This window comes from Pseudomonas sp. R4-84 (assembly GCF_054130985.1).
Genome location: NZ_CP096390.1, coordinates 3,175,742 through 3,191,944, shown reverse-complemented (window position 1 = coordinate 3,191,944; position 16,203 = coordinate 3,175,742). Strand labels below are relative to the sequence as shown.

Annotated in this window: 12 protein-coding genes and 1 pseudogene; 4 read left to right on the top strand and 9 right to left on the bottom strand. The window is 62.8% G+C overall.

The window, feature by feature from the left end; genetic code table 11:
• Positions 1-90 precede the first annotated feature (90 nt).
• Positions 91-1,257 (top strand): MFS transporter, encoded by a 1,167-nt coding sequence (locus tag M1D68_RS14285; RefSeq protein ID WP_457967256.1) that lies wholly within the window; start codon positions 91-93, stop codon positions 1,255-1,257.
• 52 nt (positions 1,258-1,309) lie between these two features.
• Here the strand turns inward: M1D68_RS14285 and glcF are convergent, their stop codons facing one another.
• From glcF to glcD, 3 genes are read right to left on the bottom strand one after another with little or no spacing between them, the layout of a single operon-like run.
• Positions 1,310-2,527 (bottom strand): glycolate oxidase subunit GlcF, encoded by a 1,218-nt coding sequence (gene glcF / locus M1D68_RS14280; protein WP_420763642.1) that lies wholly within the window; start codon positions 2,525-2,527, stop codon positions 1,310-1,312.
• 3 nt (positions 2,528-2,530) lie between these two features.
• Positions 2,531-3,595, bottom strand: coding sequence for a glycolate oxidase subunit GlcE (gene glcE / locus M1D68_RS14275; protein WP_434559271.1), 1,065 nt, complete (start codon positions 3,593-3,595; stop codon positions 2,531-2,533).
• Positions 3,595-5,094, bottom strand: a complete 1,500-nt coding sequence (gene glcD / locus M1D68_RS14270) for a glycolate oxidase subunit GlcD (protein ID WP_457967253.1) — start codon at positions 5,092-5,094, stop codon at positions 3,595-3,597. The genes glcE and glcD overlap by 1 nt, the downstream gene beginning before the upstream one ends.
• Before the next feature lie 232 nt (positions 5,095-5,326).
• Here glcD and glcC point away from each other — a divergent pair, with 232 nt between their 5' ends.
• Positions 5,327-6,094: a transcriptional regulator GlcC gene (glcC, locus tag M1D68_RS14265; RefSeq protein WP_434606135.1), complete on the top strand. Its 768-nt coding sequence runs from the start codon at positions 5,327-5,329 to the stop codon at positions 6,092-6,094.
• 38 nt (positions 6,095-6,132) lie between these two features.
• Here the strand turns inward: glcC and M1D68_RS14260 are convergent.
• Positions 6,133-6,267: pseudogene (locus tag M1D68_RS14260) on the bottom strand (ACT domain-containing protein); the annotation flags it as partial.
• Positions 6,268-6,334: 67 nt separating this feature from the next.
• The gene (locus M1D68_RS14255; protein ID WP_434606133.1) at positions 6,335-7,231 is read right to left on the bottom strand and encodes an alpha/beta fold hydrolase; all 897 of its coding nucleotides are present in this window, start codon (positions 7,229-7,231) and stop codon (positions 6,335-6,337) included.
• 290 nt (positions 7,232-7,521) lie between these two features.
• On the opposite strand from M1D68_RS14255, the gene M1D68_RS14250 reads away from it, so the two are divergent.
• Together M1D68_RS14250 and aldA are read left to right on the top strand one after the other, a co-directional pair.
• The gene (locus tag M1D68_RS14250) at positions 7,522-9,699 is read left to right on the top strand and encodes a PQQ-dependent dehydrogenase, methanol/ethanol family (RefSeq protein ID WP_457967251.1); all 2,178 of its coding nucleotides are present in this window, start codon (positions 7,522-7,524) and stop codon (positions 9,697-9,699) included.
• A gap of 41 nt (positions 9,700-9,740) precedes the next feature.
• Positions 9,741-11,177, top strand: coding sequence for an aldehyde dehydrogenase (gene aldA, locus M1D68_RS14245; RefSeq protein WP_457967249.1), 1,437 nt, complete (start codon positions 9,741-9,743; stop codon positions 11,175-11,177).
• A 55-nt stretch (positions 11,178-11,232) separates the two neighbouring features.
• Here aldA and M1D68_RS14240 read toward each other — a convergent pair whose 3' ends face one another.
• The 4 genes from M1D68_RS14240 to M1D68_RS14225 form a co-directional block, all read right to left on the bottom strand.
• Positions 11,233-13,176, bottom strand: coding sequence for a sigma-54-dependent Fis family transcriptional regulator (locus M1D68_RS14240; protein WP_457967247.1), 1,944 nt, complete (start codon positions 13,174-13,176; stop codon positions 11,233-11,235).
• 138 nt (positions 13,177-13,314) lie between these two features.
• Positions 13,315-14,256: an alpha/beta hydrolase gene (locus tag M1D68_RS14235; protein WP_457967245.1), complete on the bottom strand. Its 942-nt coding sequence runs from the start codon at positions 14,254-14,256 to the stop codon at positions 13,315-13,317.
• Positions 14,257-14,320: 64 nt separating this feature from the next.
• Positions 14,321-15,343: a transketolase family protein gene (locus tag M1D68_RS14230; RefSeq protein WP_434647864.1), complete on the bottom strand. Its 1,023-nt coding sequence runs from the start codon at positions 15,341-15,343 to the stop codon at positions 14,321-14,323.
• Positions 15,340-16,188: a transketolase gene (locus M1D68_RS14225; RefSeq protein WP_457967243.1), complete on the bottom strand. Its 849-nt coding sequence runs from the start codon at positions 16,186-16,188 to the stop codon at positions 15,340-15,342. Before M1D68_RS14225 ends, M1D68_RS14230 begins: the two co-directional genes overlap by 4 nt.
• Between the last annotated feature and the right edge of the window lie 15 nt (positions 16,189-16,203).

Below are 16,203 nucleotides of genomic sequence, written 5' to 3'. Positions count from 1 at the left end.
GCTCCGCACGCAAAGGTGTATGCCAGAAAGGCTATCTACCGCCTTGAAAGTCCGCATCGTAGCATTTGCGACATAGATGAGGAGACTTCCATGCGTATCAATCCACCGCTTGTTGCACTCGCCATTGGTGCCTTTGGCATCGGCGTTACCGAGTTCGCGCCGATGGGCATGTTGCCGGGCATCGCTGCGGATCTTGGCGTTTCCATTCCCTCCGCCGGCCTGCTGGTCAGTGCTTACGCCCTCGGCGTACTGCTCGGCGCGCCGTTGATGACCCTGACCACCGGCAGGATTCCCCGACGTTATCTGCTGATCGGGCTCATGGCGATTTTCACCCTCGGAAACCTGATGTCAGCGCTGGCGACCGACTACTACAGCCTCATGATCGCCCGGGTGGTCACCTCACTGAATCACGGAGCGTTCTTTGGCGTTGGCTCTATTGTCGCTGCCAGCGTGGTCGCGCCGCAGAAACGTGCCGGAGCGGTCGCGGCCATGTTCATGGGCCTGACCCTGGCAACCATCGGCGGTGTGCCGCTGGCCGCCTGGTTTGGCGAACTGTTCGGCTGGCGCACGGCATTCTGGGGCATTACTGGCCTGGGCATGGCGGCGATGGCCGCGCTGTGGTTCGCCCTGCCCAACGTGCCGACGCCGCAAAGCATCGGTGTGTTGGCGGAAATCCGGGTGCTGGGCCGTGGCCCGGTGTTGGGGGCATTGGCCCTGACCGTTGTCGGTTCAGGTGCGATGTTCACCGTCTTCACCTATATCGCCCCGATCCTGAGCAGCGAGACCCATGCTCGCACCTCTTTCATCACCGCGATGTTGGTGTTGTTCGGTGTCGGGCTGACGTTGGGCAATATGTGGGGCGGCAAGGCCGCCGATCGCTCGATAGACCGCACGCTGATCGTATCGCTGAGCATACTGATTGTTGTCCTGCTGGCGTTTACCGTGCTGATGCGCTGGCCGCTGCCGGCCGCGGTAGCCATCCTGATCTGGGGTATCGCCAGCTTTGCCTTGGTGCCGCCTTTGCAGATGCGCGTGATGGAAGCCGCCAAGGACGCGCCTAACCTGGCGTCTGCGGTAAACATCGGTGCCTTCAACCTGGGCAACGCGATTGGCGCGGCGCTGGGAGGCGCGGTGATCAACGCGGGGTTGGGTTATCCGGCGATCTCCCTGGCCGGAGCAGCGATGGCGGCCCTGGGGTTGCTGATGGTGCTGGCTTTTGCCTGGCGTTCCAGGGTGGTTGCGGCTGCTGCAGTGTGACCGGGGGTTGAATACAAGCGGGCCGCGACGCCTGTTGAATCCCAGTGCTCGGTCAAGGCATCGCGGCTTCGACCAATTCTATCCAGTGCCGGACCGAGGTTCGGCCAGCACCGTCGAGGTGGGACTGGCAGCCGATATTGGCGGTGGCGATGATCTCGGGGTGTCCGCTTTCCAGCGCATTGAGCTTGTTGTCCCGCAGTTGCCGGGACAGTGCAGGTTGGGTCAGCGAATAGGTGCCCGCCGAGCCGCAGCACAAGTGACTGTCGGGCACCGGCGTGAGGTTGAATCCGAGCTTCTCGAGGATGGCTTCAACCGCTCCCCCAAGCCTTTGCGCGTGCTGCAAGGTGCAGGGGCAGTGGAAGGCCAGGCGCTGATCGCTGTGTACGCCGAGCTTGTCCAGTGGCTCGTCACGCAGTACTTCGACCAGGTCCTTGGACAACGCACTGACCCTTGCGGCCTTGTCGGCATACGCTGGGTCGGTGCTGAGCAGATGCCCGTAATCCTTGACGAAGGCGCCGCAGCCGCTGGCGGTTTGCACAATGGCCTCGGCACCGCTTTCGACGGCCGGCCACCACGCGTCGATGTTACGTCGGGCTCGATCGAGGCCGGCGGCCTGGGCATCCAGGTGGTAATCCAGCGCACCGCAGCAGCCGGCCTCGCGAATCGGGGTGACACTGATTCCCAGCCGGTCCAGTACCCGGGCGGCGGCGGCATTGGTATTGGGCGACAGGCTCGGTTGCACGCAGCCTTCGAGCATGAGCACTTGCCGATCATGGCGCAGGGTCGGTCGTGGCTTTGCCCGATGAGTGTTGCGAGGCAGTTTGGCTTGCAGTGCATTGGGCAGCACGGCACGGAAAACCTGGCCACTGCTCACCAGCCCTTTGAACAATCCTGGATTGGGCAGCACGCCGCGCAATCCCTCGCGCAACAGCCGTTGGCCGGGTGAGCGCGGGACTGCCGCATCCACCACCGCCCGACCGATGTCCAGCAAATTGTGATAATCGACGCCAGAGGGGCAGGTGGTTTCGCAGTTGCGGCATGACAGGCAACGGTCAAGGTGTTCCTGGGTCTTGCGGGTCACTTCGTTGCCTTCGAGCACCTGCTTGATCAGGTAGATGCGCCCCCTCGGGCCGTCCAGTTCATCGCCCAGCAATTGGTAGGTCGGGCAGGTGGCATTGCAAAAGCCGCAGTGCACGCAACTTCGCAGAATCCGTTCGGCTTCTTCGGCGCGAGGCAGTTGGCGGGCGTTGTCGCTCAAGTTGGTCTGCATGGTTCAGAGCTCCGCGTACAGGCGACCGGGGTTGAAGATGCCACGCGGGTCGAGTTGTTGCTTCAAGTTCCGGTGGTAGCGCATCAGCGCGTCGGGCAGCGGCTGGAAGGGGGTGTCGGTCACGCCAGGCGTGTAGCAGGTGGCATGCCCTCCGGCTTGTTCGACGAGCGAGCGGATAAAGGGCGCTTCGGCAGCGGATTTGAGCCAGCGCTGGGCGCCGCCCCAATCGATCAACTGAACGCCCGGCAAGGGCAGTCGAGGCGTGCCATTGGGCACGGCGAGGCGCCAAAGGGGGCGGTCCTCATCGAAGAAGCTCAACCGGTGTTCATTCAGATCCTGCCAGTACGAAGAGTCCAGCCACTCGCCGCCCAGACGGTCGCGGGCCGCGGCGACCGAGCCTTCGCCACCTTCGAGCCGCAGGTGCAGGCGCTCGCCATCGTGGCACGCCGCGCTGATGGGCAGTGGTTGCTGGCCCCATTCCGCGAGGCGCAACAAAGCCCGGGCGGCGTCCATTTCCAGGCTGATGCTCAACGTTTGCCGCGGTTTTGGCAGGACCTTGAGGGACACTTCGGTCACCACGCCCAGCGCGCCGTAGCTGCCGGCCATCAAGCGCGACAGATCGTAGCCGGCGACGTTTTTCATGACTTCGCCACCGAAGCGCAGGTGTTTACCGTGACCGGTGATGACCCGTGTGCCGAGAATGAAGTCGCGCACCGACCCAGACCAGGGGCGCCGGGGCCCTGAGAGCCCGCAGGCAATCATGCCGCCCACGGTGGCGTTCTCGCCGAAGGAGGGCGGTTCGCAAGGCAGCATTTGCTGCGCCGCGTCCAGCACCTCGCAAAGATGAGCCAGTGGCGTACCGCAGCGAACGGTGATCACCAGTTCCGTCGGATCGTAGCTGACGATGCCTCGGTGCGAGCGCGTGTCGAGGACCTCACCGGCGACGCTGCGTCCAAGTGACGCTTTGCTGTTGGAGCCTTGGATGCGCAGCGCGGTGGCGCTTTCCAGCGCCTGGTTGACCTGCTGCAGCAGCGCTGCGCTGTCGTCGAAATCATGTTCGCTGCCCATCAGAAACGCTCCAGTTCAGGGAAGGGCACCTGACCCATGTGGACGTGCATGGCGCCAAACTCGGCGCAGCGATGCAGCGTTGGAATGTTCTTGCCAGGGTTGAGCAGGCCGCTCGGATCGAATGCGGCTTTGACGGCGTGGAACACGGTCAATTCGTCGCTGTTGAACTGCGCGCACATCTGGTTGATCTTTTCCCGGCCCACGCCGTGTTCCCCGGTGATGCTGCCACCGACTTTTACGCACAGTTCGAGGATCTTGCCGCCCAGGGCTTCGGCGCGATCGAGCTCACCCGGTTGATTGGCATCGAAGAGGATCAGCGGATGCATGTTGCCGTCGCCCGCGTGAAAAACGTTGGCCACCCGCAGGCCATGTTCGGCCGATAACGCCGCGATGGCGCGAAGCACTCCGGGCAGTTCCCGGCGCGGTATGGTCCCGTCCATGCAGTAGTAATCCGGCGAGAGGCGTCCCACCGCAGGAAACGCATTCTTGCGTCCAGCCCAGAAACGCACGCGCTCGGCCTCGTCGCGAGCCTGGCGCACTTCGGTGGCGCCGGCCTGCTGCAATACCTGGCGCACGCGATCGCAGTCGTCGTGGACGTCGGCCTCCACGCCGTCGAGCTCACACAACAGGATGGCTTGGGCGTCTACCGGATAGCCGGCGTGAATGAAGTCCTCGGCGGCGCGGATGGCCAGGTTGTCCATCATTTCCAGGCCGCCCGGGATGATGCCGGCGGCAATGATGTCGCCCACGGCGCGGCCGGCCTTTTCAACCGAGTCGAAGGCCGCCAGCAGGACTTTGGCCGTTTGCGGTTTGGGCAGCAGTTTGACTGTGACCTCGGTGATCACCCCGAGCATGCCTTCGGAACCGGTGAACAACGCCAGCAGATCGAACCCGGGTGAGTCGAGGGTTTGCGACCCTAACGTCAGGTGTTCGCCGTCGACGGTGAGAATGTCCACCTTCAACAGGTTGTGGACGGTCAGCCCGTACTTGAGGCAATGCACGCCACCGGCGTTCTCCGCGACATTGCCACCGATCGAGCAGGCGATCTGGGAGGAGGGGTCCGGCGCGTAGTACAAGCCGAACGGCGCGGCCGCCTGGGAAATCGCCAGATTACGCACCCCCGGCTGGACCCGTGCGGTGCGGGCGGCAGGGTCGATGTGCAGGATGTTGTTGAAGCGCGCCATTATCAGCAAAACGCCTTTTTCCAGCGGCAGCGCACCGCCGGACAAACCAGTGCCGGCGCCACGGGCAACGACGGGGACCTTGCGCTCATGACAGAGCCGCAGCACGCCCTGGACCTCTTCGATGTGGCGCGGCAGCACCACCAGCATGGGCGTGGTGCGGTAAGCGGAGAGTCCGTCGCATTCGTACGGCTTGAGCTCCTCGCGCTGATGCAGGATTTCCAGGTCGGGCAACTGGGTTTGCAAGGCCTGCAGCAGCGCGTTTTTGTCGACGTCAGGCAGGGCGCCGTCGACGCGTTCGTCGTAGAGAATATTCATCGTTCGTAGGCGACACTCGGTTGTTTTTATTAGAGGTCTGTTCCGATACGGCTGACTTGCATCATTAGGCCGACGCGTTCTACTGTCTATGGGGTGTTCAGCTGGTCGAACCAGTTCTTTGGGCGGGTTCTCATGGGCTATAGGGTAAAAGCCTTATAGGGCAATGGCTTATCAGCATGTCCGAACGGACGATTACATTGGTCTGAATCTGGTCATACCAGTGGGAGATTCGATGGAAAGCGTGGAAACGAGCCGCAACCCGCAGGTCGCCGACGTCGTCTGTGAGCGCATCGAACGCCTGATTGTCGATGGCGTACTCAAGACCGGGCAATTGTTGCCTTCGGAGCGCCGGTTGACAGAAAAACTCGGCGTCTCCCGGACTGCGCTTCGCGAGGGCTTGAAGCTGTTGCGCGCCCGCGGAATCATCAAGACCGAGCAGGGCAAGGGGTCCTTCGTGGCCGACCTGGCTGGGCATGGCTTGGCGTCGCCGCTGATGCACCTGTTCAGCTCGCAGCCACGCACACTCTACGACTTGTTTGAAGTGCGCAGCCTGCTTGAGGGCGAATCGGCGCGCTTGGCGGCCCTGCGCGGGACCGAGGCTGACTTCGTACTGATTACCCGCAGCTACGAGGCCATGCTCGACGCCCATAGCCGCCCCCTGGAAGCCAGCGTCCACGCCCGGCTCGACCATGCGTTTCACTTGGCGATCTGCGAGGCCTCACATAACCCGGTGCTGGTGCAGACCTTGCGTTCGCTGACGGACTTGCTGCTCAGCTCAGTGTTTGCCTCGGTCAACAACCTCTACCACCGCGAACCGCAGAAGCGCCAGATCGACCGCCAACACGCCCGGCTCTACAACGCCGTGACCGGACGCCTGCCGGAGCAGGCACGCAAGGCGGCCATCGCCCACATCCAGAGCATTTGCGAAAACCTCAAGGAAATCGAAAACGAAGAACAACGCCTGGTGCGCGCCACGTTGCGGCTTGAGGGGTGGGTGTAGAGGCAGTGGCTGGCGGGAGCGCTAATGGATGGCTTTTCATCTTCCCGCCCCACGAAGTGGTCGTGGTAGTAAGCCGCGATGACGTTGCAACTGATGCCCGCATTTCCCAACGCCGTTGCGAAGGCTGCGGTCAAGCCGACGGCGTCCAGGGCGGAATGCACAGGCAAGGTGATGATGGATTGGGCCCCAGTGTCCAGGAATTTGCCGGCAGGCGTTGTAGGAACGGTTGCCGCCTGTAAATTACCGGCCTCGGGGGATCGAAGGGAGCAAAAATCCAAGCACCTCGTCCAGCAAAAGCTTCGGCGCTTCTTCCGCTATGTAATGCCCCGACGGTAGCGCTTTCCCTCGCACATCGGTCGCGACTTTTTGCCATTCCCCCAGCGGATCGAAGCAACGGCCCACGACGCCGTCCGCTCCCCACAGGGCCAACAATGGCACTGAGAGTTTTCGGCCGGCTTGTCGGTCGCTCTTGTCGTGCTCCAGATCGATGCTGGCGCTTGCCCGGTAGTCTTCACAAACACCATGAGCTGCGCCAGGGAGTGACAGGCAGCGCAGGTATTCGGCCAATGCTGAATCAGTGAAAGGCGCCATGCCAGCGCTGCGAGTGCCCATGACGCTGCGCAGATAGAGCTCCGGATCGGCCTCGATGAGCGTTTCGGGAAACGGGGCCGGGCGAATCAGGAAAAACCAGTGCCAATAGGCGCGGGCAAACGCTTCGTTGGTTTGCTCGTACATCGCCAATGTCGGAGCGATGTCCAGCGTGATCAAGCGCTTCACTGCATCCGGGTGATCCATCGCCATGCGATGGGCCACGCGTGCGCCTCGGTCATGCGCCAATACGTCAAACTTAACGAACCCCAGCGCGCGCATGAGCTCGAGCCCGTCCAGGGCCATTTGCCGCTTGGAGTAGGCGACGTGTTCTGCGTCGCCTGCCGGTTTGTCGCTGTCACCGTAGCCGCGAAGATCCGCCGCGATCACGGTGAAATGCTCCGCCAGGGGTTCGGCGACTTTGTGCCACATGACGTGGGTCTGGGGATGCCCGTGGAGCAAGAGCAGACCTTGGCCGCTCCCACCTTTGCGGTAGTTGACGGTAATGCCGTTGACTTGGCATCGGCCCGATTCAAATGAGGCGAACATCGCTTGGCTCTCCTGCTGATGGTGGCTTTTATTCTAGGCCCCTCGCGCCAAGGTGCTAAGGCACAGCGTGTGACCGCTTTCTTCACGAATCGTGTGCAACCTGGCGCACGTCTGGCACAGCTGTCACGGTGAATGCGACAACTGTCGCACGTCTTCGCAACCCGCCACACCAAGCGCAGCCCCCGTAGAACGGGGCTTGCAGAGCATTTCCCGACGGTGGCATGGGGGTTGCTCCTGCCTGAGTGCGCAGCGCAATGGCTTCGCTACTAATAAGAATCAGGAGTCCTCCCATGACACAGATTGGCCTCGCCGTGCCTACTGCTTCTCGGAACGCGCCCCTTCGCGCTCCCCTCAAGGCGCTATATGTCGTGCTGGCGCTTACCCTCAATACTGCTCCGAGCTGGGCCCAGGACATGCCGGCGAATGTCGACGGCAAGCGCATCATTGCCGCCGACCAGGAGCCCGGTAACTGGATGAGCACCGGTCGCACCTACGACGAACAACGCTACAGCCCGTTGAACAAGATCAGCGACCAGAACGTCGACCAGTTGGGGCTCGCCTGGAGCTACAAGCTGGACCTGGATCGCGGTGTCGAGGCCACGCCTATCGTGGTCGACGGCGTGATGTACACCACCGGCCCGTTCTCGGTGGTCTACGCCCTGGACGCCCGCGACGGCAGTTTGATCTGGAAGTACGACCCCAAGTCCGACCGCAACCGCGCCGGCGAGGCCTGTTGCGATGCGGTCAACCGGGGCGTCGCGGTGTGGAAGGGCAAGGTTTACGTGGGCGTGCTCGATGGTCGCCTGGAGGCCATCGACGCCAAGACCGGCCAGCGGGCGTGGTCGGTGGACACCCGTGCCGATCACTCGCGCAGCTACACCATCACCGGTGCGCCGCGCGTGGTCAACGGCAAAGTGGTGATCGGCAATGGCGGCGCCGAGTTCGGCGTACGCGGTTATGTCACCGCCTATGACGCCGAGACCGGCAAGCAGGCCTGGCGCTTCTTCACGGTGCCGGGTGACCCCAAGCTGCCGCCCGAAGACAAGGCCATGGAAATCGCCGCCAAGACCTGGCACGGCGACGCCTATGTGGCCCAAGGCGGTGGCGGCACGGCCTGGGACTCGTTTGCGTTCGACCCGGATCTGAACCTGCTGTACATCGGCGTGGGCAATGGTTCGTTGTGGGACCCGAAATGGCGGAGCCAGGCCAAGGGCGACAATCTGTTCCTGTCGTCCATCGTCGCGGTCAATGCCGATACGGGGGAATACGCCTGGCACTACCAGACCACGCCGGGTGACGCCTGGGACTACACCGCTACCCAGCACATGATCCTTGCGGAGCTGCCGATCGACGGAAAGCCGCGCAAGGTGCTGATGCAAGCGCCGAAGAACGGTTTTTTCTACGTGATCGACCGCGCCACGGGTGAGCTGCTGTCCGCCAAGGGCATCGTGCCCCAGAGCTGGACCAAGGGCATGGACATGAAGACGGGCCGGCCCATCGTCGATGACGAGAATGCCGCGTACTGGAAGGACGGCAAACGTAAACTGGTCACGCCGGCGTTCTGGGGCGCCCATGACTGGCAGCCGATGTCCTACAACCCGAACACCGGGCTTGTGTATATCCCCGCGCACATCATGTCCGCCTATTACGAGCACATCCCCGAGGCGCCGAAGCGCAACCCGTTCAAGAGTATGTATCAACTGGGCCTGCGTACCGGGATGATGCCGGAGGACGCCGATGGGCTGTTGGAAATGGCCAAGGGCTGGTCAGGCAAACTGATTGCCTGGGACCCGGTCAAGCAGCAACCGGCCTGGGAAGTGCCCTATGTGACGATCTTCAACGGCGGCACTTTGAGTACCGCCGGCAACCTGGTGTTCGAGGGCAGCGCCGACGGCCGTGTGATCGCCTACGCTGCCGACAGCGGCAAGAAACTCTGGGAGCAGCCGGCGGCCAGCGGTGTGATGGCGGCGCCGATTACCTACAGCGTGGACGGTGAACAGTACGTGACGTTCATGGCCGGTTGGGGCGGTGCCTTCTCGACATTCGCCGGAGCCTTGTCCCTACGCGCCGGGGTTCGGCCGTTCTCCCAGGTGTTGACCTATAAATTGGGCGGCACCGCGAAACTCAACGAGCCGGCGCCGCTCGCCGACGCCCCGAAACCGCCACCCCTGACCGGCGACCTGGCGGCAGTGGAGGCCGGCGGCAAGCTGTACGACGGCTACTGTTCTCAGTGCCACGGCATCCACGCGGTCAGCGGCGGTGTGCTGCCGGACCTGCGCAAGCTGACGGCGGAAAAGCACCAGATGTTCCTCGGCATTCTCTACGGCGGCCGAGTGCCGGACGGCATGCCGTCCTTTGCCGACGCCTTCACGCCGGAACAGGTGGAGCAGATCCACCAATACCTGATCAAGCGCGCCCACGACCTGCAGCAAGAAGGCGGGGTCTGGAAGACCTTCACCGCCAAATGAGCGCCCCCGCATTGTTTCGACCCTGACGCGAGAGCAAGCACATGACCGAGATCACCGATTACCAGAACTTCATCGCCAACGCTTTTGTTCCCAGCGACCCAAGCATCGAAGTGCGCAACCCGGCCAACGGCCGTTTGCTCGCACGGGTCCCCGAAGCCAGTGGCGAGCAAGTCGAAGCGGCCATTGCCGCAGCGCGCAAGGCGCAAAAAAGCTGGGCAGCTCGTCCGGCCATCGAGCGCGCCGGTTACTTGCGAAAAATCGCCACGAAAGTGCGCGACAACGCCGAACGCCTCGCCCATATCATCACCGCCGAGCAGGGCAAAGTGCTGGGATTGGCGCGGGTGGAAGTCAACTTCACCGCCGATTACCTGGACTACATGGCCGAGTGGGCGCGGCGCCTTGAGGGAGAGGTGCTGACCAGCGACCGTGCCGGCGAAAGCATCTTCCTGCTGCGCAAGCCCCTGGGCGTAGTGGCCGGGATTCTGCCGTGGAATTTCCCGTTCTTCCTGATTGCTCGCAAAATGGCCCCGGCGCTGGTGACCGGCAATACCATCGTGATCAAGCCCAGCGAAGAAACCCCCATCAATTGCTTCGAGTTTGCTCGCCTGGTGGCTGAGACCGACCTGCCGGCCGGTGTGTTCAACGTTGTCAGCGGCACGGGGGCGACCGTGGGGCATGACTTGACCCGTCATGCCGGCATCGACTTGATCAGCTTCACCGGCAGCGTCGGCACCGGCTCGCGAATCATGGCGGCGGCAGCGCCAAACATCACCAAACTCAACCTGGAGCTCGGTGGCAAGGCGCCGGCTATCGTGCTGGCGGACGCCGACCTGGACCTCGCGGTCAAGGCCATCACGGCTTCGCGGGTGATCAACACAGGGCAAGTCTGCAATTGCGCCGAACGGGTGTACGTCGAGCGCAAGGTCGCCGATCGGTTCATCGAGCAGATTGCTGCCTCGATGGCCGCGACCCGCTACGGCGACCCGCTGGCCGAGGACAATCTGGACATGGGGCCGCTGATCAACCAGGCGGCCCTGGACAAGGTTGCGCGAATGGTCACGGTCGCGAAGGGAGAGGGGGCCGAAGTGGTCACGGGCGGCGCGGTGGCCGACAAGGGCCAGGGTTTTCACTATCAGCCGACGGTGCTGGCCGGGTGCGGCGGCGAGATGGCGATCATGCGCCAGGAGATCTTCGGCCCGGTACTGCCGATCCAGATTGTCGACGACCTGGACGAAGCCATTGCCCTGGCCAATGACAGCGAATACGGCCTGACTTCATCGATCTACACCCGCAGCCTGAGCGCGGCCATGCGCGCCAGCCATGAGCTCGATTTCGGTGAGACCTACATCAATCGAGAAAACTTCGAAGCGATGCAGGGCTTCCATGCGGGGGCGCGCAAGTCTGGTATTGGCGGCGCGGACGGCAAGCACGGCTTGTATGAATACACCCATACCCATGTGGTTTACATCCAGGTCTGATCGGACGGCAAAAAATGCCGGCACCCGCAAGGGCGCCGGCATTTTCATGGGCATATCAGAACTGGTCGTTGGGCGCGACGACGCCGTGCTTTTTCATCTTGCGGTACAGCGTGGAGCGAGAGATGCCCAGTTCGGTAGCGGCGGCGCTGATGTTCCAACGATGCTGACGCAAGGTCGCCAGCAAGCGGCGGGCCTCTTCGTCGCCCAACTGTTCGCCCAGCTTGCCGGACAACGGTGTGGTGTTGTTGGGCAATGACAGCCGCCGTGGCGCCAGCACTTCGCTGGGCAAGCAGTCCAAGTCGATGACCCCGTCTTCGGCCAGGGCTACCGCGTAACGCAGGGCGTTGAGTAATTGGCGGATATTGCCAGGCCACTGATAGTCGAGCAGGCATTGGCGGGCGTCCGCGTTCAGCCGTAGCTCGCGAGTTTCGTCCTGAGTCGCGAGTAATTGATCGATCAGCGCGGCGCGATCACTGCGTTCGCGCAAGGCGGGCAGCGCCAGGTTCATGCCGGCGAGGCGATAGAACAAATCTTCGCGAAAGCGCTTCTCGCCGATCATCGTGGGCAGGTCCTGGTGAGTCGCCGAGATGACCTGGACGTCCAGCGTCACCGGCACTTCAGCCCCCAGCGGCGCGATTTCCCGCTCCGCCAGTACCCTCAGCAAGCGGGTTTGCAAATGGGCGGGCATGTCGCCAATCTCATCGAGAAACAGCGTGCCGCCGTTCGCCAGCTCCAACTTGCCCTTCATGCCTTTTCGGTTGGCGCCGGTAAAACTGCCGGCGCGATAGCCGAACAGTTCGCTTTCGATCAGCGTCTCCGGGATCGCCGCGCAATTGAGCGCAACGAAAGGTCCTGCGCGACGATGGCTGGCCTGGTGGATGGCTCGGGCGAAAGCTTCCTTGCCGGTGCCGGTTTCGCCGGTAATCAAAATAGGGATGCCTTTGTCGATCACCTTGCGCACCCGCCGCACGCTCTGTTGCAGTTGAGGGTCGAGGCCGGCAAGTTGTTGCAGCTCCGGGTGAGCGTCAAGGGCAGGGCGGGCGATGGGGCGCGGGCGGTGCTGTTGGGATGGAATCCGCAGGCCGACCTCCAGCAGCGCTTCATCGCGAAGGCCACGCAAACGCACGCCCTGGGCGCCGCCATTGGTGAGTTTCAGCAATTCGTCCATTGTGGTGGGAAGCAGGCGATCGATGGGCGTGCCCAGCAACCGCGGCCCCTGAGCCAGCTCCAGGGCGACAAATGCCGCACGGTTGGCCCCGATGACGCGGCCGTTTTCATCGAGCGCCAGCAATTGCTCGTTGGCCAGGTCGGCGATTTCATCCAGGGGCTTGAGGGACAAGGTCAAGCGGTCGCGGTAGCTCTGGCGAAAATGTGCGTTCTCGATCAGACGCGCATACATGATCACCAGTTGCAGCGTCAGGTATTGGCTTTCCCGGGGGCCTGCGCTGTTCATGCAGGTCGCATTGAGGCAACCGCGCAACAGGCCTTGGGCATCGAAAATGGGCGCCACCGAACAGCTCAGGCTGAAATTGGACGCCAGGAAATGCTCCTCCCGATGAATGATCAACGGCTGCGCGGCTGCCAGCGTGGTGCCGATGCCATTGGTCCCCACCACCGATTCCTCCCACTGCGCACCCACCACCAGCCCGGACTGCGTATAGATGTCGTGCTGGTCGGGCAGTCGGGAATCCAGGGTAATGCCGCGCTCGTCGCTCAGCAGCACGGCAAAACCGGCGGGCACCACGCGCCGGGCCAGACCGCTGACGCCTTGGCTGGCGATGGAAAGATATTGCTGGTGCTGTTCCTGATGACGCCGGATGTCCTCGGCGCTGAGGATGTTCTTGCGGCTCGCCGCGCCAGGGTCGAGCCGGTGCTCCACGACGCTGCGGTACCAGGACTGGGCGATGACGCCATCGGGCTTCAGGCCGCGTCCGGAAAAATGATCGTTGACGAAGGCTGCCAGTTCGCTCGGGATAGGCTGCGCGCTATGCAGGGTCATGAAATGCTCCATCAGGCGTGAATCCCGCGAAGGGGCTTCACGGCGATCTTGTTATTGGACGATGGCCGCCGTTGCAAGTATCTACCATAGACGCTGGCGCGTAAGTTTTCATCGTTGGGTTGAAGGTCCGGATCCGATTCACCTCATCCTCAGAAAAACGCTCAGCGCCCGGACGATGTCGCGGGACGCTTGATCCGCAATGCGCCCTGGCACCTGGTCGAACATATGGGGCGCGCCGGGATAGACATGAAGTTCGGTGGCAACGCCTGCGCGAATCAGCCTCATTGCAAAATCGACGTCCTCCTCGAGGAACAAATCTTGAGAACCGACCGAAATGAACGTCGGTGGCAGGTTACGCAGGTCTGGTTGCAGCGCCGGTGAGAACAGACCCACACGATCGTCGTCCAGGGGGGCGCCCCCGCGAAGGCACTGCCAGCAGAACTGATTGGGCTCCGGCAGCCAACTGAATGTGTCTGTGTCGCGGCTCGGGTAGGGTGATTGCGTCGAGCCTGTGCGGTGATCGAGCATGGGATAGACGAGCACCTGGCCGACGATCGGATACCGCGCTTTGTCGCGAGCCATGATGGCCAATGCGGCGGCCAGCCCGCCACCGGCGCTATGACCCATGACCGCAATGCGTCGGGGATCCAGGCCCAGGTCCTGGCTGTTTTCGAACAGCCAGGCGAGGGCGCTGTAACAGTCGTCGAGGGGCGCTGGAAAGGGATATTGGGGCGCCAGTCGATAATCCACTGCAACGATGTACGCACCTGACTCGTCGGCCAGGTCGGCCAGAAAGTCATCGGCCATTTCGGGGCTTCCGAGTACGAAGCCACCGCCATGGATAGACAGGATCGCCGGCAGGTTCGCATCAGGCTCGAGGCCTTCCGGCCGGTAGACGCACAGGCGCAGGCGTTCGTCATCGGTGCCTGGAATCCACCGCACTTCGCATCGCGCGCGGTGCTCGGGTTTGAAGGTCGAATGTACTCGGGCGCGGATGGCCGGTAGCGTGCCCACCGACCATTGTTCCGCACCCGAGGCCACAAGACCGCGGAATATGGGATCGAGCCATTCATCAGACATCAGGTTTCGCTCCCCTTTGCTTGGAGCCGCCGGGTACCCGTCGCCGATACCCGGCGGTTTGCTGTTAAAGCCAGGCTTTGATTTGCGCGCAAACGGCCTGGGTGGAAATGCCGTAGCGATCATGCAGTGTCGGCAGCGCGCCTGCGTCGAGGAAGGCGTCTGGCAATGCAATTTGTCTGAACGTCGGCGTCACCCCGTTGCGCAGCAGGACCCCGGCAACCGCTTCGCCCAGCCCGCCGATGATGGAGCTGTTTTCTGCGGTCACCACCAATCGTCCCGGCTTTCTGGCCTCGGCAAGCAGGGTATGTTCATCCAGCGGCTTGATGGTCGGCATGTGCAATACCGCGACATCGACGCCGTCTGCCTGCAGTTGCTTGGCGGCTTCCAAGGCACGCATCGTCATCAGCCCAGTGGAAATGATCAGCACGTCGTTGCCGGTGCGCAGGGTCTTGGCCTTGCCGATCTCGAACGTGTAGCCGTATTCGTCCAGCACCAAGGGTACGTTACCGCGCAACAAACGCATGTAGACCGGGCCTTGGTGGGCGGCGATGGCGGGCACGGCCTGTTCGATTTCCAGCGCGTCACAGGGATCGACAATCATCAGGTTGGGCATGGCGCGAAATATCGCCAGGTCGTCGGTGGCCTGGTGGCTCGGACCATAACCGGTGGTGAGACCCGGCAAGCCACAGACGATCTTGACGTTGAGGTTTTCCTCGGCAATTGCCATGCAGATGAAATCGTAGGCCCGACGGGAAGCGAACACCGCATAGGTCGTGGCAAACGGCACGAAACCTTCCCGGGCCATGCCCGCCGCAGCGCTCATCAGCAATTGCTCAGCCATGCCCATCTGGTAGAAACGGTCCGGATGGGCCTTGGCGAAGATGTGCAGGTCGGTGTATTTGGACAGGTCGGCGGACAGCCCGACGATGTCCTGGCGCTGGTCCGCCAATGCGGCCAGTGCATGGCCGAATGGCGCAGGTTTCGTCGCTTGGCCCTCGGCCGCGATCGAGGCAATCATCGCCGAAGTGGTCAGGCGTTTTTTGCCCGGCTCGATTTTCGCGTTCGATGTATTGGCGGCGTTGCTCATGAGTGTCTTCCTTCTTCGAGGTTGTTCAGCGCCAGGTCCCACTCGTGTTCTTCGACGCGGATGAAATGGGTCTTTTCGCGGTTCTCCAGGAACGGCACACCCTTGCCCATGCGTGTATCGCAAATGATCACCCGAGGCACGCTGGAGGAGTGGTTGCGCGCGGCATCGAAGGCCGTCACCAAGGCGTCCAGGTCGTTGCCGTCGACGCGCTGGGTGAACCAGCCAAACGCTTGCCAGCGGTCAACGATCGGCTCGAACGAGAGGATCTCGCTGGAGTATCCATCGGCCTGCTGGTTGTTGACGTCGACGATTGCGATCAGGTTGTCGAGCTTCCAGTGCGAAGCGGACATCACCGCTTCCCAGGTCGAGCCTTCGTTCAATTCGCCGTCCGATAGCAGGTTGTAGACGAAAGCCGACGAGCCTTTGCGCTTGAGGCCCAGGCAGGCGCCTACCGCGATGCCCAGCCCTTGGCCGAGGGAGCCTCCGGTTATTTCCATGCCCGGCGTGTACGCCGCCATGCCCGACATGGGCAGCCGGCTGTCGTCCGCGCCGTAGGTTTCCAACTCATCGAGCGGAACGATCTGGGCCTCGATCAATGCCGCGTACAACGCAATCGCGTAGTGGCCGATGGAGAGATAGAAGCGGTCACGTTGCTCCCACTCAGGGTCATGGGGTCGAAAGCTCATGGCGTGGAAGTACGCGACCGCCAGCAGGTCGGCGGCGCCCAGGGCCTGGCCGACATAGCCTTGGCCTTGCACCTGCCCCATGCGCAGCGCGTGATGACGAATGTTGTGGGCGCGGTCGGCCAGGGACAGGGTTGAAGCAGGTGAAAGCGAGCGAGTCATGGTGGAACTCCGGTG

Excerpts from the sequence above, each read along its gene's own strand:
- M1D68_RS14285 (WP_457967256.1), top strand. The coding sequence starts at position 91 with ATGCGTATCAATCCACCGCTTGTTGCACTCGCCATTGGTGCCTTTGGC.
- glcF (WP_420763642.1), bottom strand. The coding sequence starts at position 2,527 with ATGCAGACCAACTTGAGCGACAACGCCCGCCAACTGCCTCGCGCCGAA.
- glcE (WP_434559271.1), bottom strand. The coding sequence starts at position 3,595 with ATGGGCAGCGAACATGATTTCGACGACAGCGCAGCGCTGCTGCAGCAG.
- glcD (WP_457967253.1), bottom strand. The coding sequence starts at position 5,094 with ATGAATATTCTCTACGACGAACGCGTCGACGGCGCCCTGCCTGACGTC.
- glcC (WP_434606135.1), top strand. The coding sequence starts at position 5,327 with ATGGAAAGCGTGGAAACGAGCCGCAACCCGCAGGTCGCCGACGTCGTC.
- M1D68_RS14255 (WP_434606133.1), bottom strand. The coding sequence starts at position 7,231 with ATGTTCGCCTCATTTGAATCGGGCCGATGCCAAGTCAACGGCATTACC.
- M1D68_RS14250 (WP_457967251.1), top strand. The coding sequence starts at position 7,522 with ATGACACAGATTGGCCTCGCCGTGCCTACTGCTTCTCGGAACGCGCCC.
- aldA (WP_457967249.1), top strand. The coding sequence starts at position 9,741 with ATGACCGAGATCACCGATTACCAGAACTTCATCGCCAACGCTTTTGTT.
- M1D68_RS14240 (WP_457967247.1), bottom strand. The coding sequence starts at position 13,176 with ATGACCCTGCATAGCGCGCAGCCTATCCCGAGCGAACTGGCAGCCTTC.
- M1D68_RS14235 (WP_457967245.1), bottom strand. The coding sequence starts at position 14,256 with ATGTCTGATGAATGGCTCGATCCCATATTCCGCGGTCTTGTGGCCTCG.
- M1D68_RS14230 (WP_434647864.1), bottom strand. The coding sequence starts at position 15,343 with ATGAGCAACGCCGCCAATACATCGAACGCGAAAATCGAGCCGGGCAAA.
- M1D68_RS14225 (WP_457967243.1), bottom strand. The coding sequence starts at position 16,188 with ATGACTCGCTCGCTTTCACCTGCTTCAACCCTGTCCCTGGCCGACCGC.